Below are 17,253 nucleotides of genomic sequence, written 5' to 3'. Positions count from 1 at the left end.
TCAGCGCCTTCCCAGGAGGGTCATCCGTTCGGCGACCCGTTCGGGCGTGGGCACGTCCAGGACCTCGGCGAAGCTGCCGTCGGCCAGGAAGTAGACCCGGTCAGCGTGGGAGGCGGCGAGCGGGTCGTGGGTCACCATGATCACGGTCTGCCCCAGCCCGTCGACCACGTGTCGCAGCAGCCGCAGGACCTCGGTGCCGGTGGTGCTGTCCAGGGCGCCGGTGGGTTCGTCAGCGAAGACCACTTCGGGCCTCGTCACCAGCGCCCGAGCGATCGCCACCCGCTGCTGCTGGCCGCCGGACAGCTGGGTTGGCAGGTGCCGCACCCGATCGGTCAGACCGGTCCGTTCGACGATCTCCTCCAGCCAGGCCTTGTCCGGCCGGCGCCGGGCCAGCCGCAGTGGCAGGGTGATGTTCTGCTCCACCGTCAGTGACGGGAGCAGGTTGAAGGCTTGGAAGACGAAGCCGATCCGCTGCCTGCGCAGGATCGTCAGCTCCTTCCGGTTCAGCGCCGCCAGGTCGCGGCCGGCCAGCCGGATCTGCCCGGAAGTCGGCCGGTCCAGGCCGGCGGCGCAGTGCAGGAAAGTGCTCTTCCCGGATCCGGACGGTCCCATGACGGCAGTGAACCCACCACGCCGGAACTCCATCGACACCTCGCGGAGAGCGTGCACGACGCCCGCTCCGTGCCCGTACACCTTGCTCACTCCGTCGAGGCGGACCGCCGGGTCCGAATCGGAAACGGAGTGAGCCTGTTCCGGATCGCCGGAATCCGCAGTCCGCGAGAAAACGGGAATCCCCTCCTCAGTGTGTCACCCTGCCCCCGCATTGGCGGCCAGCCTAGCCAAGACCGTGCGCTGGCGTAATGGCCGAGCCGTCCGATCCGGCCGGTCGGCCGCCCGGGAAAGCCCCCGGGTGGAGAACCCACGGCCGGACTCATGCGAATCACATGGGGCGTTCCATGGAGTACGACGTGGTCAAAGGCCGGTTCGGATGCAATGATCGATCACGTGCCGAGCAATCGAACACGGGGCCGTGGGGGAGTTGGATCGACCGCCATTCCCTGATTTGTCCGGCTCGGTTTCCGTCGGCCTGGCCAATAGGTTTCTCCGGTGCGTTCGCCGTAATCCGGAATAGTTTCGGAGAAAGTCACGGGGGTGGCTAATGTCCAATCATTACGACGTGTACTGTATGGCCGATCCGACCTTCTTCGACTCGCCCACCGAGCTGAATGAGGAGGGTCTGGATTTCGCCCTCTCCGGTCGGCCGGTGCCCGAGAGCTGGAGCCGGATAGAGCATGGCGACTGGGTCGTCTACCGCCCCGAGGGCGGTGAGCCACTGCCCAAACAGGGCTGGAAGATCCACACTTCCGGCCGTCAGCAGAATGCCGACCGGATCCTCGACGAGGTGGCGGACCACTGCTACGCCGAGCGCATTCCGTTCAAACACCTGGCTGGCCGGCATATCCTGCAGACCAGGAACATGAAGTACGCGCACCGCGGCTCCAGCGGCAAGCTCGTCACCATCTACCCGCGCGACGAGCCCCAGTTGAAGGCATTACTGGACGCCTTGGAGGAGCGCATCGGCGGGGAGACCGGTCCGTACATCCTGAGCGACCTCCGCTGGAACGAGGGCCCGCTGTACGTGCGCTATGGAGGCTTCACCGAGCGGCAGATGGTCTCCGAGCAGGGCGCGTTGGTCCAGGCCATCGAGGCACCCGACGGCACGCTGGTGCCCGACAAGCGCGAGCCGACCTTCCACGTCCCGGAGTGGGTGGAGCTGCCGGACTTCCTGGTGCCGCATCTGGAGGCCCGTCGGAAGGAGTCACTGGAGGGCTTGCCGTACCGGATCGAGCAGGTGCTGCACTTCTCCAACGGCGGCGGCATCTACACCGGCGTGGACACCCGAAGCGGCGAGCGGATCGTGCTCAAGGAGGCCCGGGCCCACGCCGGCCTGACCAACGACGGCCTCGACGCGGTCGAACGCCTCCAGCGCGAGCGGGACATCCTCGAACGGCTCGCCGGGCTGAGCGTGGTGCCCAGGGTGATCGACTACTTCGTGGTCGGGGACCACCACTTCCTGGTCGAGGAGTTCCTGAACGGCCAGCCGCTCAACAAGTACTTCGGGCAGCGCTACCCGTTCAACAAGTCCCGGACGGACCAGGCGGAGATCGCCGAGTACACGGATTGGGCGCTCGCGATCTGCCGAGCCGTCGAGGAGGCGGTCGACGCCCTGCACGGGCGTGGCGTGGTCTTCGGCGACCTGCACCCGTTCAACGTGATGGTCCGCCCGGACGGCGGCGTCGCGCTGATCGACTACGAGGTCGCCGCCCCGGTCGAGGCAAAGACCAAGCCTGCGCTCGGCAATCCCGCCTATGCGGCTCCGCGCGACCGGACCGGCTTCGCCATCGACCGCTACGCGCTCGGCTGCATCCGGCTCGCGATGTTCATGCCGCTGACCGCGATGCTCCGGCAGAGTCTCGGCAAGGCCCGTCACCTGGCCGACGAGATCGCCCGGCGCTTCCCGGTGCCGCGCGAGTTCCTCGACGCGGCGCTGCGCGACATCCTCGGACCGGACGGCTCGACCGGCACGAACGGGGTGCCGTCCACCGGCACCCCCGCGACGGTCTTCGCGCCGGCCGCCCTGCCGCTGCCCATCCCGGACCGCGACGCCTGGCCCGCGACCCGCGACTCGCTCGCCGGCGCCATCCTCGCGAGCGCCACCCCGGACCGCGACGACCGACTGTTCCCCGGCGACATCGAACAGTTCGGCACCGGCGCGCTCAACATCGCACATGGCGCCGCCGGAGTGTTGTACGCACTGGACGCGACCGGTGTCGGCCGCTTCCCGCCGTACGAGCAATGGCTGCTGGACCGCGCCCTGCGCAAGGACGCGCGGGCGCGGTTGGGCTTCTACGATGGCCTGCACGGCGTGGCCCACGTGCTCGACCGCCTCGGCCACCGCGCTGACGCGCTGAACGTCCTGGAGCTCTGCCTCGCCGAGGGCTGGGAGCGCCTGGGCACCGACCTGCAGAGCGGTCTGTCCGGTCTCGCGCTCAACTTCGCGCACTTCGCCGACGCCACCGGCGAGCCCACGCTGCGTGAGGCCGCCCTCCGGGCCGCCGACCTCGTGGCCGGGCAGCTGGGCGGCGCGCAGGACGTACCTGAGACCAGCGGCGGACGCCACCCGTACGCCGGGCTCATGCGCGGCTCCGCCGGGCCAGCCCTAATGTTCGTGCGGCTGTACGAGCAGAGCGGCGACCGGGCCTACCTGGACCTGGCCGCCACCGCCCTGCAGCAGGACCTACGCCGCTGCCTGACCCGCGCCGACGGCGCGGTTCACGTCAACGAGGGCTGGCGCTCGATGCCCTATCTCTCGACCGGCAGTGCGGGTCTGGCGATCGTCCTGGAGCGCTACCTGGCGCACCGCGAGGACGAGCAGTTCCGTGCCGCCGCCGACGGAGTGCGGATCTCCTCACAGGCCGAGCACTACGTGCTGCCCGGCCTCTTCAACGGCCGGGCCGGCATTCTGCATCACCTCACCTCGACGTCCCCGTTCTCACAACCGGTCGACGACCCGGACGTGGCCGTGCAGATCAGGGCGCTCTCCCTGCACGCCCTCGCCTACCACGGCCGGCTCGCCTACCCCGGCGAGCAGCTTCTCCGGCTGTCGATGGACCTCGCCACCGGCTCTGCGGGCGTCCTGCTCGCCCTCGGCTCGGCCCTGGGCGACACCCCGATCCACCTACCCTTCCTCGGGCCGGTCCGGACCTCCTGAACCGATCGCCCCCTGACCGGCGCACGGGCATGCGCCGCCCGAACCGACGCACGCCCGTGCGCCCCCACTGACTCCCCTCCGGTCCCGGAGGGGTGCCCGCAAGGGCGAGACCGATATCCAGCGGAAAGGAAGAGAACCATGGCGCTGCTTGACCTGCAGACGATGGAACTGCCCACCGAGGCCGAGGAGATGGCCCCGATGGACAGCGGAAACAGCACCAACTGCTCGAACTCCAGCTGGCTGTGGTGCAACTGACCCTGACCTCCGGGTCGGGTCCCAACACCCCCGCACGGCTTCGCCGAACCGACGCACGACTTACCAGAGAGGACAGGGAACATGGCGCTGCTCGACCTGCAGACGATGGAGCTTCCGACCGAGGCCGAGGAGATGGCCCCGATGGGCAGCGGCCAGAGCACTGACTGTTCGAACTCCAGCTGGCTGTGGTGTAACTGACACCGACTGAACTAGTCGACTAGGCCTCTCGGTCCTGGGCGGGCCCTGTCCCGCCCAGGACCGAGAGGCCGGCGCGCCTCACGGCTTCACCCGCGTGACCGCGGCGCCCAGTCCAGCGCGACGACTCGGAGAAGCAGAGTGATGACCGACTCCTCAGCAGCGGCCGACCAGGCCGTGCCGACACCCGGCCGGGTGGCCGACCGTCTGCTGCTGCGTGCGGTACGGCAGGCCGGCAGATGGGCCCTTCTCCTGGTACTCGCAGCCCTCGGCAGCGTGCTGGCTCAGGTGCTGCTGCCCGCGGTGATCGGCGCCGCCGTCGACAGCGCGATGTCCGGCCGGACCGGCGACGGGCGGATCACCACCTGCACGGCGGTCATCGCCGTGTTCGTCCTCTGCGAGGTGCTGTCCGATCTCGCTGCCGGCCGCAGTTCTGCCGTCGGCACGGCCTGGCTGCGCAGGGCGCAGCTCGCCCACCTGCTTACCCTCGGCGGCCGGGCGACCGCCCGCTTCGACCCCGGCGACCTCACCGCCCGGTTGATCGGGGGCGCCGTCGACGCGGGCGCCGCTGCGGAGGCCGCCGTCTGGACGGCACTCTCCATCCTGCCGACCCTCACCAGCATGGTCGCACTCTGGCTGATCGACCCCTGGCTGGCCCTGACCTTTCTGGTCGGCATGCCCGCGCTGGTCTTCTTCCTGCGCTCGTACGCCCAGGACATGTCGGCGTTGATCGCTCGGTACCAGAAGGTCCAAGGTGCCATCGCCGCCAGCTTCGTCGAAGCCCTGGGCGGCATGCGGACGATCGCGACCGCGGGCACGATGGACCGGGAAGTGGGGCGCGTGCTGCGGCCGCTCCCGGAGCTGAGCGGCCTCGGCCACAGCTTCTGGCGGGCGCAGACCAAGGTCGCTGCCCAAAGCGCCCTGCTGGTTCCGCTGTTGGAGGTCGCCGTACTGTCGGTGGCCGGCTTCGAGCTGGCCGCGAACCGGGTCACCCTGGGCGAGATGCTGGCGGCCTCCCGGTACGCCGCCCTGGGCGCCGGCGTCGGTATGACCGCGATGCTCCTCGGCCGCCTCGCCCGCGCGAGGGCCGGTGCCGGGCGCATCCAGGCGGTGCTCGCGGAGCCCGCTATGGCGCACGGCACAGGAGTGCTCCCGCCGGGCCCCGGCCGCCTCGAACTCCGCGCGGTCACCATGCAGGTGAACGGACAGATGCTGCTCCATGGTCTCGACCTGACGGTGCCAGGCGGGACCTCGCTCGCCATCGTGGGCCGATCCGGCACCGGAAAGTCGCTGCTCGCCGCAGTGGCAGGAAGATTGGCGGACCCTCAGACGGGAACCGTCCTACTCGACGGGGTGCCGCTGCCCGAGTTGTCGCGCGAGGAACTGCGCGGCTCGATCGGGTACGCCTTCGAACGCCCAGCCTTGCTGGGTGGAACTGTCGGGGAGACCATCGCCCTGGAGGACGTGACGGAGATGGACCGGCCGAGGCTTTCCCGGGCCGCTGCGGCTGCCTGTATCGATGCCTTCGTCGACCGCCTCCCGGAGGGCTTCCGCACCGATCTGCAGGGCGTGCCGATGTCTGGCGGTGAGGCCCAACGGATCGGTTTGGCACGGGCGTTCATGCATGGAGGGCGGGTCCTGGTGCTGGACGACGCGACCTCCAGCCTGGATACCGTGACCGAATTCCGGGTCAGCACCGCGCTCACCACCGAGCTGGCCGGCCGGACCCGCCTGATCATCGCCCACCGGGCCTCCACCGCCGCCCGGTGTGACCTCGTGGCCTGGCTGGACGGTGGTGGCATCCGACGGATCGGACCGCACAGTGAGCTCTGGGGCCTGCCCGAGTACCGGGCCGTCTTCCAGCCCGACCCGCCCACCGGCGATGACCGGCCTGACGGCGCGCACCCCAAACCCGCCGAGGCGGGCGCGTGAAAGGCGCATCCGAAGCCTCGCTCCGAACCGAACTCCTCGCCCCGCTGCGCCGCCGCCCGCGCGTGGTCGCCCAGCTGTCGTTGTGGTCATCGGTCGAAGCGCTGCCCGGCTTCGCGGCCGGCCGGCTGGTGGCCGGCTCGGTCGACTCCGGCTTCGGTGCCGGCCGCCCGGCGGTCGGCATGGTCTACCTGGCGCTGCTCGGCGCCGCCGTGCTCGCCGGCGCGTGGGCGACTCGCCAGGTCTACCCGCGGTTGGCGGCCCTGGTGGAACCGCTGCGGGACGACCTGGTGCGCAGAGTGGTCACCGGCGGGCTGCGCGCGGCGCGGACGGCCCCCGAGCGGCCCGACACCTCGGGCGTCGCCCGGCTGACCCAGCAGGTGGAGATCGTCCGCGAGGCGTATGCCGGGATCACGATGGTTGTCCGCAGGTTCGTCTTCAGCGTCGGCGGAGCCCTACTGGGCATGTGCTTCCTGGAGCCGCTGGTTCTGGCCGTGGTCCTGCCGTCGTTGCTCGCCGCGGCGGGCTTGCTGGCGCTGATGCTCCGAAGTATGACTGACGGCCAGCGGGAGCTGCTGCTCGCCGACGAGCGGCTCGCCGCCGAGGCGGGCGCCGTCATCGCCGGCTTGCGCGACGTGACCGCAGCCGGAGCCGAGGAGTGGACCGGCCACCGGCTCTCGGAGGCCGTCGAGCGGCAGGCTCGGGCGGCGCAGAGGGTAACCCGGCTGACTACCGGCCGGACCCTGGTGCTGGCCGTCGGCGGCTGGCTCCCGTTGGTGCTGCTGCTGTCCACAGCCTCCTGGCTGTCCGACCACGGCGTGACGGCCGGCGCGTTGCTCGGCTCCGTCACCTACATCATGCAGGGGCTCCAACCCGCCTTGCAGACTCTGGTCCAGGGCCTGGGCGGCAGCGGCGTGAGGCTGGCCGTCACCCTGCGGCGGATCCTGGAATCCGCCCCGCCCGGGCCCACCACGCCGGCGGTTGGGCTGTTGCCGCGCGCGCCCAGCCCGTACGGCGTCGAGCTGCGCAAGGTCAGCTTCGCCTACGGTCCCGGCGCCGAGCCGGTGGTCCGCGACCTCGATCTGACGATCGGCCCGGGAGAGCACCTGGTCGTCGTCGGGCCCAGCGGGATCGGGAAGTCGACCCTGGCCGGCCTGATCGCCGGACTGCTCCGGCCGACCAGCGGCGAGGTGCGTCTCGGCGGGCGCCCACTGCCCGACGACGACGCCGAACTCGCCCACTGCCGCGCCCTGATCCCCCAGGAGGCCTACGTCTTCACCGGCACCCTCGACGAGAACCTGCGCTACCTCAACCCCGATGCCCGTCCCGGGGACGTGGATCGGGCGGTGGCCGCCATCGGCCTGGAACGGTTGGTCGAACGACTCGGCGGCTACCAGGCGCAGATCGTGCCGAATGCGCTTTCGGCCGGCGAGCGCCAGCAGGTCGCCCTGGTCCGCGCCTACCTGTCCCCGGCGGAGCTGGTCATCCTGGACGAGGCGACCTGCCACCTGGACCCGGCCTCCGAGGCCCGGGCCGAAGAGGCGTTCACCCACCGCTCGGGGGCCCTGCTGATCATCGCGCACCGGATGAGCTCGGCGCTGCGGGCCGACCGGGTTCTGGTCATGGACGGGGCCGCCGCTGCCCTGGGCAGTCACGAGGAGCTACTGGCACACTCCGGCCTCTACCGGGATCTCGTCGGCCACTGGCGGCGCCCCGCCGGAGCCCGTTGAAGGCAACCACACGGGGGCGTCAGCCGAGCCGGGGCCCCAACGAGAGCCAGCCCATCTCCTCGGCGATCCGGATCGCGTCCACTCGGCTACGCCCCCCGGTCTTGGACACCGCGGCGGCCAGGTGGTTGCGGGCGGTGCCCGCCGAAATGAAGAGACAGGCGGCGATTTCGGTGACGGAGGCGCCCTCCGCCGCGAGCCGAAGGGTGTCCAACTCCCTGGGTGTCAGCGGGTTCTCTCGCGCGTCCAAGGCGGCCAAAGCCAGCTCCGGGGCGATGGCGCGCTCCCCGGTGGCCACCTTCCGGATCGCCGCGGCTAGCTCTTCCGCCGGGGCGTCCTTCCCCAGGTAACCGAGTACGTGGGCGGAGAGCGCACTGCGCAGGTACGCCGGCCGCACCAGCCCGGTGAGGACCAACGTGCCGCACTCCGGGAGCTGGTGGCGAAGTTGGGCCGCAGCCTGCAGCCCGTCCAGCCCGGGCATGTCGATGTCGAGGACCGCGACGTCCGGCCGCACTTCCAGCGCCGTCGGCACGACCAGATCCCCCCGGCCTACGTCGGCGACGACCTCCAGGTCGTCCTCGTACGCGAGGAGGGCCATCAGTGCGCTGCGCACCATGCTCATGTCCTCGGCTAACAGCACCTTGATCATCAGCAACTCCCCCTGTCGGGTGACCGTCACACACGGCCTTCATTAGACAACACGGGGTGGTTCGGAGCGGGACGGTTTCGGTGCGGCTGCCGGACGGGCCGCCGCTTCCCGTGGCGTCTCGGGCGACTAGGCTGGCCGGAGTTGGGGCAGCCTGTGGCGCCCGGCCGGCCGAGGGTGTCCGGTCCGGAGCGATGTGCGAGATCGTTCAGAACCGTTGCAAGACCGAGGAGACACCTACGTGGCAGAGCGCAAGCCCATCGAGTCCTGGCTGACCGACATGGACGGGGTCCTCATCCACGAGGGCACGCCGATCCCCGGGGCGGAGGAGTTCCTGCGCAGGCTGCGGGAGTCCGGCAAGCCGTTCCTGGTCCTCACCAACAACTCGATCTACACGCCGCGCGACCTCAGCGCCCGGCTGGCCGGGATGGGCCTGGAGGTGCCGGAGGAGTGCATCTGGACCTCCGCCCTCGCCACGGCGAAGTTCCTCAAGAGCCAGCGCCCGAACGGCACCGCGTACGTCATCGGGGAGGCGGGGCTCACCACCGCGCTCTACCAGGCCGGCTACGTGCTGACCGACAACAGGCCCGACTACGTGGTCCTCGGCGAGACCCGCACCTACTCCTTCGAGGCGCTCACCAAGGCGATCCGCCTGATCAACCAGGGCGCCCGGTTCATCTGCACCAATCCGGACGAGACCGGCCCCTCCCCCGAGGGCGTGCTGCCGGCCACCGGTTCGGTCGCGGCCCTGATCACCAAGGCGACCGGCGTCGAGCCGTACTTCGTCGGCAAGCCGAACCCGCTGATGATGCGCGAGGCGCTGAACACGGCCGGCGCCCACTCCGAGACCGCCGTGATGATCGGCGACCGGATGGACACCGACATCGTCGCGGGCATGGAGGCCGGCATGGAGACCATCCTGGTGCTCACCGGCCTGACCTCCGCCGCCGACGTGGAGCGCTTCCCGTACCGGCCGACCCGGGTGGTCAAGTCGATCGCGGACCTGGTCGAGCTGGTCTAGCCTCTCCGGTGCTGTCGTGGGCCCCGTTCCGGCCGGTCGCCGGGGCGGGGCCCGCTTCGTAGGTTTCGGCTTGTCGGGTGGGAGGCGGGGCGCGGATGAGCGCGACGGGGGAGCCGGTGAGGGCGCCGCAGGGCGGGGAGGAGCAAGGGGAAGAGCAAGGCGGGGAACAGCCGGACCCGGCGGAGAAGCGGGTCACGTGGGCGGAGCTGTACTTCGACCTGGTCTTCGTCTTCGCCATCACCCAGGTGTCCGGTCTGCTGCACCACCACCACGACGTGACCGGCCTGGTCCGGGCCCTGGTGGTGTTCGTGCCGGTGTACTGGTGCTGGGTGGGCACCACCGTGCAGGCCAACATCCGGGACGTGGACAACCCGCGGGACCGCCTGGGCATCCTGCTGGTCGGGCTGGCCGGCCTGTTCATGGCGTTGGCGATCCCGGGCGCGTACGGCGGGCGGGGCGTGCTGCTCGGCGCCGGGTACTGGCTGGCCCGGGTGGTGCTGCTGCTCCTGCTGGTGCGCGTGCCGGGCGTCTGGCGCGGCCCGTACGGGGTGGGCGTGCTGGTCAGCGGGCCGCTGCTGGTGGCGGGCGGGCTGCTGCCGGACGGCCCGCGGGCGGCGCTGTGGGCGGTGGCCGCGTCCTGTGACCTGGCCGCGCCGCTGGTGTTCCGGCGGCGGCTCGCGAAGGTGGCCTACCACCCGGCGCACATGCCGGAGCGGTTCGCGCTGTTCCTGCTGGTGGCGCTCGGCGAGTCGATCGTCGGGATCGGCGGCACGGCGGCCTCCGCCCGGTTGGACGCGGCCGAACTCGTCGCCGTGGCGGCCGCGTTCACCATCTCGGCGGGCCTGTGGTGGCAGTACTTCGTGTACGCGGCGGACGCGATGCGGCACGCCGTGGTGATCGCGGAGTCGCGCCGGGACGTGGTCCGGCGGGTCTTCCAGTACGGGCACCTGGCGCTGGTGGCCGGGGTGATCGGGGTGGCGGTCGGCTTCGGGGAGACGGTCGCGGACCCGTGGCGGGCGCTCGGGCCGGGCTCGGTGACGCTGCTGTACGGCGGCTGCGGGCTGTACCTGCTGACCTTCGGGTACACGCGCTGGATGATGTTCCGCAAGATCGCCGGGACCCGGATCGGCGCGGCGGCGGTGGTGTTGGCGCTGCTGCCCGCGATGGTGCGGCTGCCGGCCCTGGTGGTCCTGGTGGCACTGGCGGTGCTGCTGGTGGCGCTCAACGTGCTGGAGCACCTCAGGGTGGTGCGGGCCACGGGGGCCGCGGGCGGGGTCCGGCCGGCCGCTCCGGCGGAGTGAGTTGTCGGTGGGGCTGTGTAGCGTTCGGGGTGACAGCGGGCGTGCGGCGCAGCAGCCGCGGGTGTGGGAGGTAGATGTCGTGACGGACACGGTCGAGGCGGACACGGTCGGGGCGGGCGTGGTCGGGGCCGGCACGGGCGGCGGGCTGGAGCTGCCCGAGTCCTGGCGCGAGGTGCTGGGCGCCGAGACGGCGAAGCCGTACTTCGCCGAGCTGGCGGCCTTCGTCGCGGCCCAGCGCGCGGAGCACGAGGTGTTCCCGCCGAGCGGCCAGGAGTTCGCCGCGCTGGAGGCCACCCCGTACGGGAAGGTCCGGGTGCTCGTGCTCGGCCAGGACCCGTACCACGACAACGGCCAGGCCCACGGCATGAGCTTCTCGGTGCTGCCCGGCGTGCGGACGCCGCCCTCGCTGCGCAACATCTTCAAGGAGCTGCACGCCGACCTGGGCCTTCCGGTCCCGGACAACGGCTACCTGATGCACTGGGCCGAGCAGGGCGTGCTGCTGCTGAACGCGGTGCTCACGGTCCGCGCGCACGAGGCCAACTCGCACAAGGCGAAGGGCTGGGAGAAGTTCACCGACGCAGTGATCAAGGCGGTGAGCGACGGCGAGGAGCCGGTGGTCTTCGTGCTGTGGGGCAACTACGCGAAGAAGAAGCTGCCGCTGATCGACACCGACAAGCACGTGGTGGTGCAGGGTGCGCACCCGTCGCCGCTGTCCGCCAAGCTGTTCTTCGGCAGCCGCCCGTTCTCGCAGATCAATGCCGCGCTGGAGGGCTTCGGCGGTGAGCCGATCGACTGGCGGGTGCCCGACCTGAAGCAGGGCTGAGCACGGGCGGCAGGCCCGACTACGAGGGTGGCCATGGGGAAGGCGGGTTCGATCTCCCGTCCGCCCATGGCCACTTGGCGTTCACCGCGGCCGGCCGGCCGCCGGTTCCGGGTGTGCTTAGCTGGTGCGGACCGGTCGCCGGACCGGTCGTGGGAGGGGCGGTACGTGCACGGGCTGCGGCGGGCGAGGACGTTTCGGGGGGCGGGCGCCTCCCGGTGGGCCGTGGGGGCGGCGCTGGCCGGGGCGCTGGTCGCCGTGTCCGGCTGTGGGGGTGCGGCCGGCGGCAGGTCGGGCGACACAGCGCCCACCGCCACTACCGCTACCACCGGAACCGGCACCGGAGCGGGCCCGGTCACCGACCCCGGGAGCCTCGCCCAACTCCCCGGACAGGCCTTCTACGTCTCCGACCAGACCAACGCGGCCCGGCAGCTGACCGCACTGCGCGGCCAGGGCCGGACGGCCGAAGCCGACACGCTGGCCCGGATCGCCTCCCAGCCCTCCTCGCAGTGGCTCGGCGAGCAGGGCGCCAAGGAGATCGCCGAGCAGGTGAGCCGGCGGGCCGCCGAGGCGGGCCGGACGGCGGTGTTCGTCGCCTACGACATCCCGCACCGCGACTGCGGCCAGTACTCGGCCGGCGGCGCCCCCGACGCCGCCGCCTACCGGGCCTGGATCACCGACATCGCGCAGGCCCTCGGCGACCGCCGGGCGTGGGTGGTGCTGGAGCCGGACGCCGTCGCCCACACCCTGGACGGCTGCGGCGTCAAGGGCGGCCTGGCCGCCGAGCGGTACGGCCTGCTGGCCTTCGCCGTCCAGGAGTTGAAGAAGCGCCCGAACGTCCGGGTCTACCTGGACGCGGGCAACCCCGGCTGGGCGCAGGACCCGGACGAGCTGGCCGCCGCCCTGCGCAAGTCGGGCATCGCCGCGGCGGACGGCTTCGCCGTGAACGTCGCCAACTTCTACGACACCGACCGCAACGCGGCGTACGGCGCCAGGCTCTCCGCGGCCCTGGACGGGAAGCACTTCGTCATCGACACCAGCCGCAGCGGCAACGGCGCGCTGGGCGGCGACTCCTGGTGCAATCCGCCCGGGCGCGCGCTCGGGCAGCGGCCCACCGCCGACACCGGGCGGCCGGGGGTGGACGCGTATCTGTGGGTCAAGAACCCCGGGGAGTCGGACGGCGACTGCGGCCGCGGCGAGCCCCGGGCGGGCGAGTTCTGGCTGCCGTACGCGCTCGGGCTGGCGCAGGCGGCGCGCTGAGGCCGGGCCGCGGCACACCGTACGCGCTCGGGCTGGCGCAGGCGGCGCACTGAGGCCGGCCCGCGGCACACCGTACGCACGCGGCCGCTCACCCGGTGACGTGGATCCAGTGGGCGGCGGACGGGGTGCCGGCGGCGTCCGTCAGGAACAGCATGTACCAGCCCGGCGGCAGCAGGTCGGGGTTGCCGGGGAGGGTGAGCGAGACGCCGTCCGCCGTCCGCCCGGCGATGTCCAGGGCCACCGAGCGCTGTTCGACGTCCGTCACGTGGGTGACCGAGCTCGGCCGGATCAGCTTGGCCGTGGCGACCGCGTCCGGTCGGGGGGTGCCGACGGCGAGGGTGCCGCCGAGCTTCGCGGCCTGCGGCGCCGCGCTGACCTGCGGGCGGTCGCCGCGGTACAGGTACGGCGGGGTGTAGATCTCGATGCGCTGCTCGAAGCCGCCCGGCTGGGTCTCGGCCTTGTCCGCGAAGAGCGGGTTGGAGCCGAGTACGGCGACCCGGCCGTCCGGCAGCAGCAGCGCCTCGGAGTGGTAGTCGCGGCCGACGGTCGGCTCGGCGGCGGCGCTGAAGGTGTTGGAGTCCGGGTGGTACACCTGCGCCTTGAGCAGGTCGCTCCTGCCCCGGCCGCGGTAGCCGCTGGAGCCGCCGGTGGTGAGGACGGTGTCGTCCGGGAGGATCACGCTGTTGAGGTAGCGGGTGCCGCCGGCCGGCAGGTCCGGGCCGGGGGTGTAGGCGGGTTCGGCGGCGGAGAGGTCGGCGATGTCGGTGCGGGCCGTGGACTGCGGCGACTCGCCGACGCCGCCACCGCCGAGCACCATCACCTTCTGCGCCTGCGCGGGCGGCAGCAGCACCGAGGAGGAGGTCTCGGTCAGGCCGGGGTCGCGCAGGCCGGGGACGGGCTGGAAGCTGTTGTCCGTCAGGTTCCACACGCCGGGCTCGCGGCCCTTGTCGGCGGGCCCGTAGCCGCCGTTGGAACCGGAGTAGAAGAGCTTGCCGGACGCGGTCAGGAAGATCGACGGGTAGGTCGGGAAGTAGCGTTCGGGCGCCTTGGCCCAGGTCTTGCTCTTCGGGTCGTAGACCTCGTTGTCGTTGCCGTTGAGGATCTCCCCGGTGTCGTCGAGCCCGGAGACGGTGACCACCCGGCCGTCGCCGAGGCCGGTCAGCGTCGGGTACCAGCGGGCGTGGGCCATGTCGGTGACCGGCTCGTACAGTTCGGTGTCCGGGTTGAACTCGAAGGCGGAGCGGATGCCCTGGTACTCCTGCTTGTCCAGGGTCAGCCGGTCGCTCTGCCCGTACAGGTCGTGGGCGTCGGCGCCGTTCAGGCCCTTGATCCGGTACTGGGCGGGGGAGCCGGCGACGTAGTCGGGGCCCGTGCCGACGGCCTCGACGAACACGTGCTGCTCGCCGGCGGTGACCACGGTCTGCCGGCCGGAGCCGCTCTTGGCCGCGGCCGGGACGGTCACGGCGGCGGTGGTGGCGTACTCGCGGCCGTTCGGGGCGACGAAGACGGTGCCCTTGGGGAAGGTGCGGTCGTGCTCCGGGCTCTCGTTGCGCACCCGCATGACACCGGCGGCCTTCTTCACCGCGCCCGCCAGCTTCTCGTACCGCTGGGTGCCGCCGGCCACCAGGACCCGGCCGTCCGGCAGCGAGGCGTGGCCGCCGCAGAACATGTCGGCCGGGGTGGGTACCAGCTTGTAGGTGTTCGTCGCCGGATCCCAGAGCAGGCTCCGGAAGGTGCCCGCGGCGAACTGCTTCTCGTCGTTGCCGGAGCCGGCCACGATCAGGACCTTGCCGGTGCGCAGCAGGGTGGCGTGCACGGCGTTGACCCGGAACTCGGCGGGCAGCGTCAGGGTCTGCCAGTGGCCGTACCGCGCCTTGTACTCGGGGCGGTTGATCACGTAGTGGTGGTACTGCTGGGTCGCGAAGCCGAGGACGGCCGGCGCGTTCATCCCGGCCACCGTCAGGGCGACGGTGCTGCCGAGGGCGAAGCGCCTGGTGCGGCCGGTGCGGTGGATCCTCACGGTGGTTGCTCCCTCAGTGGATGCGGGTGCCGCTCTCGGCCCGGTCGGGTGCGGGGAGGGCGAACGGCGGCTCCAGGGTGGCGGTGGGCCGGGCCCACCGGCGGCGGACGGTGTCGCCGGCCAGGATCAGGATCGGCAGGAGGGTCAGCAGCAGGGCGATCGACGCCCAGGTGCGCATCGCCATGTGGTCGTAGCCGGTCACGGAGGACGCGGCGAGCGCGCCGCCGAACACCAGGGTCCAGAACAGGTGGAAGCGGAAGGTGCGGAGGCGGTCGGTGCTGGCCGAGCGGCCCTTCGGCGTCACCTCGAAGCGGCTGCGGCGGCGGACCAGCGCCTGCAGCAGCGCGGCCGCGTAGATCGGGCCGCAGAGCGCCGACATCACCATGCCGGCCACCCCGGAGGAGCCGGCCGGTTCGTGCGGGCTCACGTTGTGCTTGCGGTTCCAGGTGTAGAGCAGGAGTTGGAGCGCGGCGGCGTCGCTGTAGAGCATCATCCAGATCTCGGAGGAGACGTGGACGCCCGAGGCGCCGAAGCCGAGGTAGAGCACGCTGGACAGGCCGCCGAGCAGCCAGGTCAGCGCGGCCATCGGGTAGAAGCCGATCATCAGCGAGTAGTTGAGCAGCCGGCCCGGCGAGAGCCGCCAGAGCACGCGCCAGTACTGGGTGAGCAGGGTCTCGTAGGTGCCCCGGCTCCAGCGCAGTTGCTGGGCGAAGAAGTCGGTCCAGGAGGACGGTCCTTCGCCGACCGCGAGCACGTCCGGGGTGTACACGGACTTCCAGCGCTCTCCGGTTTCGGGGTTCCGGCTCCGGTGGAACTCCAGACCGGTCGCCATGTCCTCCGTGACGGAGTCGTACAACCCGCCGATCGACTGGAGCGCGCGGATTCTGACGGCGTTGTTGGTGCCCACGAACATGGGCGCGCCGTAACGGTTTCCGGCGCGTTGGATGAGCGCGTGGAAGAGGTACTGCTGGCTCTCGGAGAATTTCGTGACGGCCGAGCCGGAGCTGCGGTAGTTCCCGTACACCTGGGGGCCGACGACGAATGCGACGTCGGGGTCGCGGAAGTAGCCGAGCATCCGCTCGCAGAATTCGGGCAGCGGGGCGTGGTCGGTGTCGACGGACACCCAGAAGTCGTAGTCGTCGCCGTGCGCCTGGAGCCAGGCGTTGTAGTTGCCGTGCTTGGTCTCGGCGCGGAACCGGCCCTTGGGGCGGTTCCAGTGCGGTCGGCCGGCGCGGCTGAAGTGGCGGACGCCCAGCCCGGCGCAGAGCTCCCGCATGGCAGGATCGTTTCCCTCGTCCAACAGCCAGACGTCGTAGGGTCCTTCGTGCCGTACGGCGCGGGCCGCGACCAGGGTCGCCCGGACCATCTCCGGCGGCTCCTTGCCCGGTACGCAGGTGGTGAGGAACGCGACCCGGGTGCCCGCCTCCGGCGTCACGGGTATCGGATCGCGGGCGACGAGCGTGGCATGGGTGTTGGAGACCACGTTGACCAGCCGGAACACCTCGACCAGGGCGATGATCCCGATCATCACCTTGTCGCCGAGCAGGACCAGGGCGTTCGTCTCGTCGAGCCGCTCCGGCCAGTGCTCCGGCAGCAGCAGCCAGACCAGCAGCACCGTCTCCACCACGGGGGCGGCCAGCAGCAGCAGGGCGGCGCGGACCCGGTGCGGCTCACGGCGCAGCAGGCCGCGGTACCGGACGCGGTAGGGGGCCGCCGGGGTCGTGGTCCGGGCCGCGGGGGCCGCGGGGAGGCCGGGGGGCTCGGTGCGGTAGACGCCGCCGTCGAACTCGCCGGACTCGTCGAACGCGTCGAACTCGCCGGGGTCGTGCGCCGGGCCGGCGAGGCGGCTGAAGTGGCCGTAGTCGTAAGGGGCTTCGGGGACGGGCACGGCGCTCAGGGCGGCCTCGTCCAGCCGCCCGGCACCTCGCCCGCGGGCCGTTCCGACGCCCTTCCGTCGCGCGAACGGCGTGGTCATAGCTGCTCCCCCCGGAGTTCGCGCCTCGCTTCGCTCGCTCGGCTGCTGCGTGGCCTTGCCTCGACTCGGGGCCGTCCGGGTAGAACACGGCCCGGTGAACTGCGGTCCTCAGGCAGTTTCCGGGCTGTCCAGCACATCCGGTGTGCGACCGGTTCAGTTGTGCGCCGGTACGGCGGCCTCGAATCCGGGATCCCGCGCGCTTTCCGGCTTCCCCTCCGGGCGCTCCGGGATCCTCGGCTTCCTCAGCCCCAACTCTCCCTGAACGCACCGGTGATCGCAACCAACCGGGGGGCCGTCACCGTGCAGGCGTCAAGATCCCGCGATTCCTGGCC

The 17,253-nt window shown here is 71.7% G+C and carries 13 protein-coding genes; 9 read left to right on the top strand and 4 right to left on the bottom strand.

What is annotated here, in order from left to right; all coding sequences use genetic code 11:
• Window positions 1-702: an ABC transporter ATP-binding protein gene (locus tag AC0B61_RS16535; protein ID WP_471741372.1), complete on the bottom strand. Its 702-nt coding sequence runs from the start codon at window positions 700-702 to the stop codon at window positions 1-3.
• A gap of 457 nt (window positions 703-1,159) precedes the next feature.
• Between AC0B61_RS16535 and lanKC the strand changes: the two genes are divergently transcribed.
• The 5 genes from lanKC (at window position 1,160) to AC0B61_RS16510 (ending at window position 7,881) form a co-directional block, all read left to right on the top strand.
• Window positions 1,160-3,772, top strand: coding sequence for a class III lanthionine synthetase LanKC (gene lanKC / locus AC0B61_RS16530; protein WP_471741371.1), 2,613 nt, complete (start codon window positions 1,160-1,162; stop codon window positions 3,770-3,772).
• 138 nt (window positions 3,773-3,910) lie between these two features.
• Window positions 3,911-4,027, top strand: a complete 117-nt coding sequence (locus AC0B61_RS16525) for a SapB/AmfS family lanthipeptide (RefSeq protein ID WP_471741370.1) — start codon at window positions 3,911-3,913, stop codon at window positions 4,025-4,027.
• Between the two features lie 81 nt (window positions 4,028-4,108).
• Entirely contained in the window at window positions 4,109-4,225 is a 117-nt protein-coding gene (locus AC0B61_RS16520) for a SapB/AmfS family lanthipeptide (RefSeq protein ID WP_471741369.1), read from the top strand.
• Window positions 4,226-4,366: 141 nt separating this feature from the next.
• Entirely contained in the window at window positions 4,367-6,154 is a 1,788-nt protein-coding gene (locus AC0B61_RS16515) for an ABC transporter ATP-binding protein (RefSeq protein WP_471741368.1), read from the top strand.
• Window positions 6,151-7,881 carry an ABC transporter ATP-binding protein gene (locus tag AC0B61_RS16510; protein WP_471741367.1) on the top strand — a complete coding sequence of 577 codons (1,731 nt, stop codon included), beginning with the start codon at window positions 6,151-6,153 and terminating at the stop codon, window positions 7,879-7,881. Before AC0B61_RS16515 ends, AC0B61_RS16510 begins: the two co-directional genes overlap by 4 nt.
• Window positions 7,882-7,900: 19 nt before the next feature.
• Here the strand turns inward: AC0B61_RS16510 and AC0B61_RS16505 are convergent, their stop codons facing one another.
• Window positions 7,901-8,527, bottom strand: a complete 627-nt coding sequence (locus tag AC0B61_RS16505) for a response regulator (protein WP_471741522.1) — start codon at window positions 8,525-8,527, stop codon at window positions 7,901-7,903.
• A gap of 238 nt (window positions 8,528-8,765) precedes the next feature.
• Between AC0B61_RS16505 and AC0B61_RS16500 the strand changes: the two genes are divergently transcribed.
• The 4 genes from AC0B61_RS16500 (at window position 8,766) to AC0B61_RS16485 (ending at window position 12,926) form a co-directional block, all read left to right on the top strand.
• Window positions 8,766-9,545 carry an HAD-IIA family hydrolase gene (locus AC0B61_RS16500; protein WP_471741366.1) on the top strand — a complete coding sequence of 260 codons (780 nt, stop codon included), beginning with the start codon at window positions 8,766-8,768 and terminating at the stop codon, window positions 9,543-9,545.
• A gap of 95 nt (window positions 9,546-9,640) precedes the next feature.
• Window positions 9,641-10,846: a low temperature requirement protein A gene (locus tag AC0B61_RS16495; protein ID WP_471741365.1), complete on the top strand. Its 1,206-nt coding sequence runs from the start codon at window positions 9,641-9,643 to the stop codon at window positions 10,844-10,846.
• 145 nt (window positions 10,847-10,991) lie between these two features.
• Window positions 10,992-11,669, top strand: coding sequence for a uracil-DNA glycosylase (locus AC0B61_RS16490; RefSeq protein WP_471741521.1), 678 nt, complete (start codon window positions 10,992-10,994; stop codon window positions 11,667-11,669).
• Between the two features lie 222 nt (window positions 11,670-11,891).
• Window positions 11,892-12,926 carry a glycoside hydrolase family 6 protein gene (locus tag AC0B61_RS16485; RefSeq protein WP_471741364.1) on the top strand — a complete coding sequence of 345 codons (1,035 nt, stop codon included), beginning with the start codon at window positions 11,892-11,894 and terminating at the stop codon, window positions 12,924-12,926.
• 88 nt (window positions 12,927-13,014) lie between these two features.
• On the opposite strand, the gene glxA is transcribed toward AC0B61_RS16485, so the two are convergent.
• Window positions 13,015-14,946 (bottom strand): radical copper oxidase GlxA, encoded by a 1,932-nt coding sequence (gene glxA, locus AC0B61_RS16480; protein WP_471741363.1) that lies wholly within the window; start codon window positions 14,944-14,946, stop codon window positions 13,015-13,017.
• Between the two features lie 13 nt (window positions 14,947-14,959).
• Entirely contained in the window at window positions 14,960-16,921 is a 1,962-nt protein-coding gene (locus AC0B61_RS16475) for a glycosyltransferase family 2 protein (RefSeq protein WP_471741362.1), read from the bottom strand.
• Window positions 16,922-17,253: the final 332 nt, after the last annotated feature.

Source organism: Kitasatospora sp. NPDC023385 (assembly GCF_055664045.1).
This window is presented reverse-complemented; position numbering and strand designations above follow the sequence as displayed.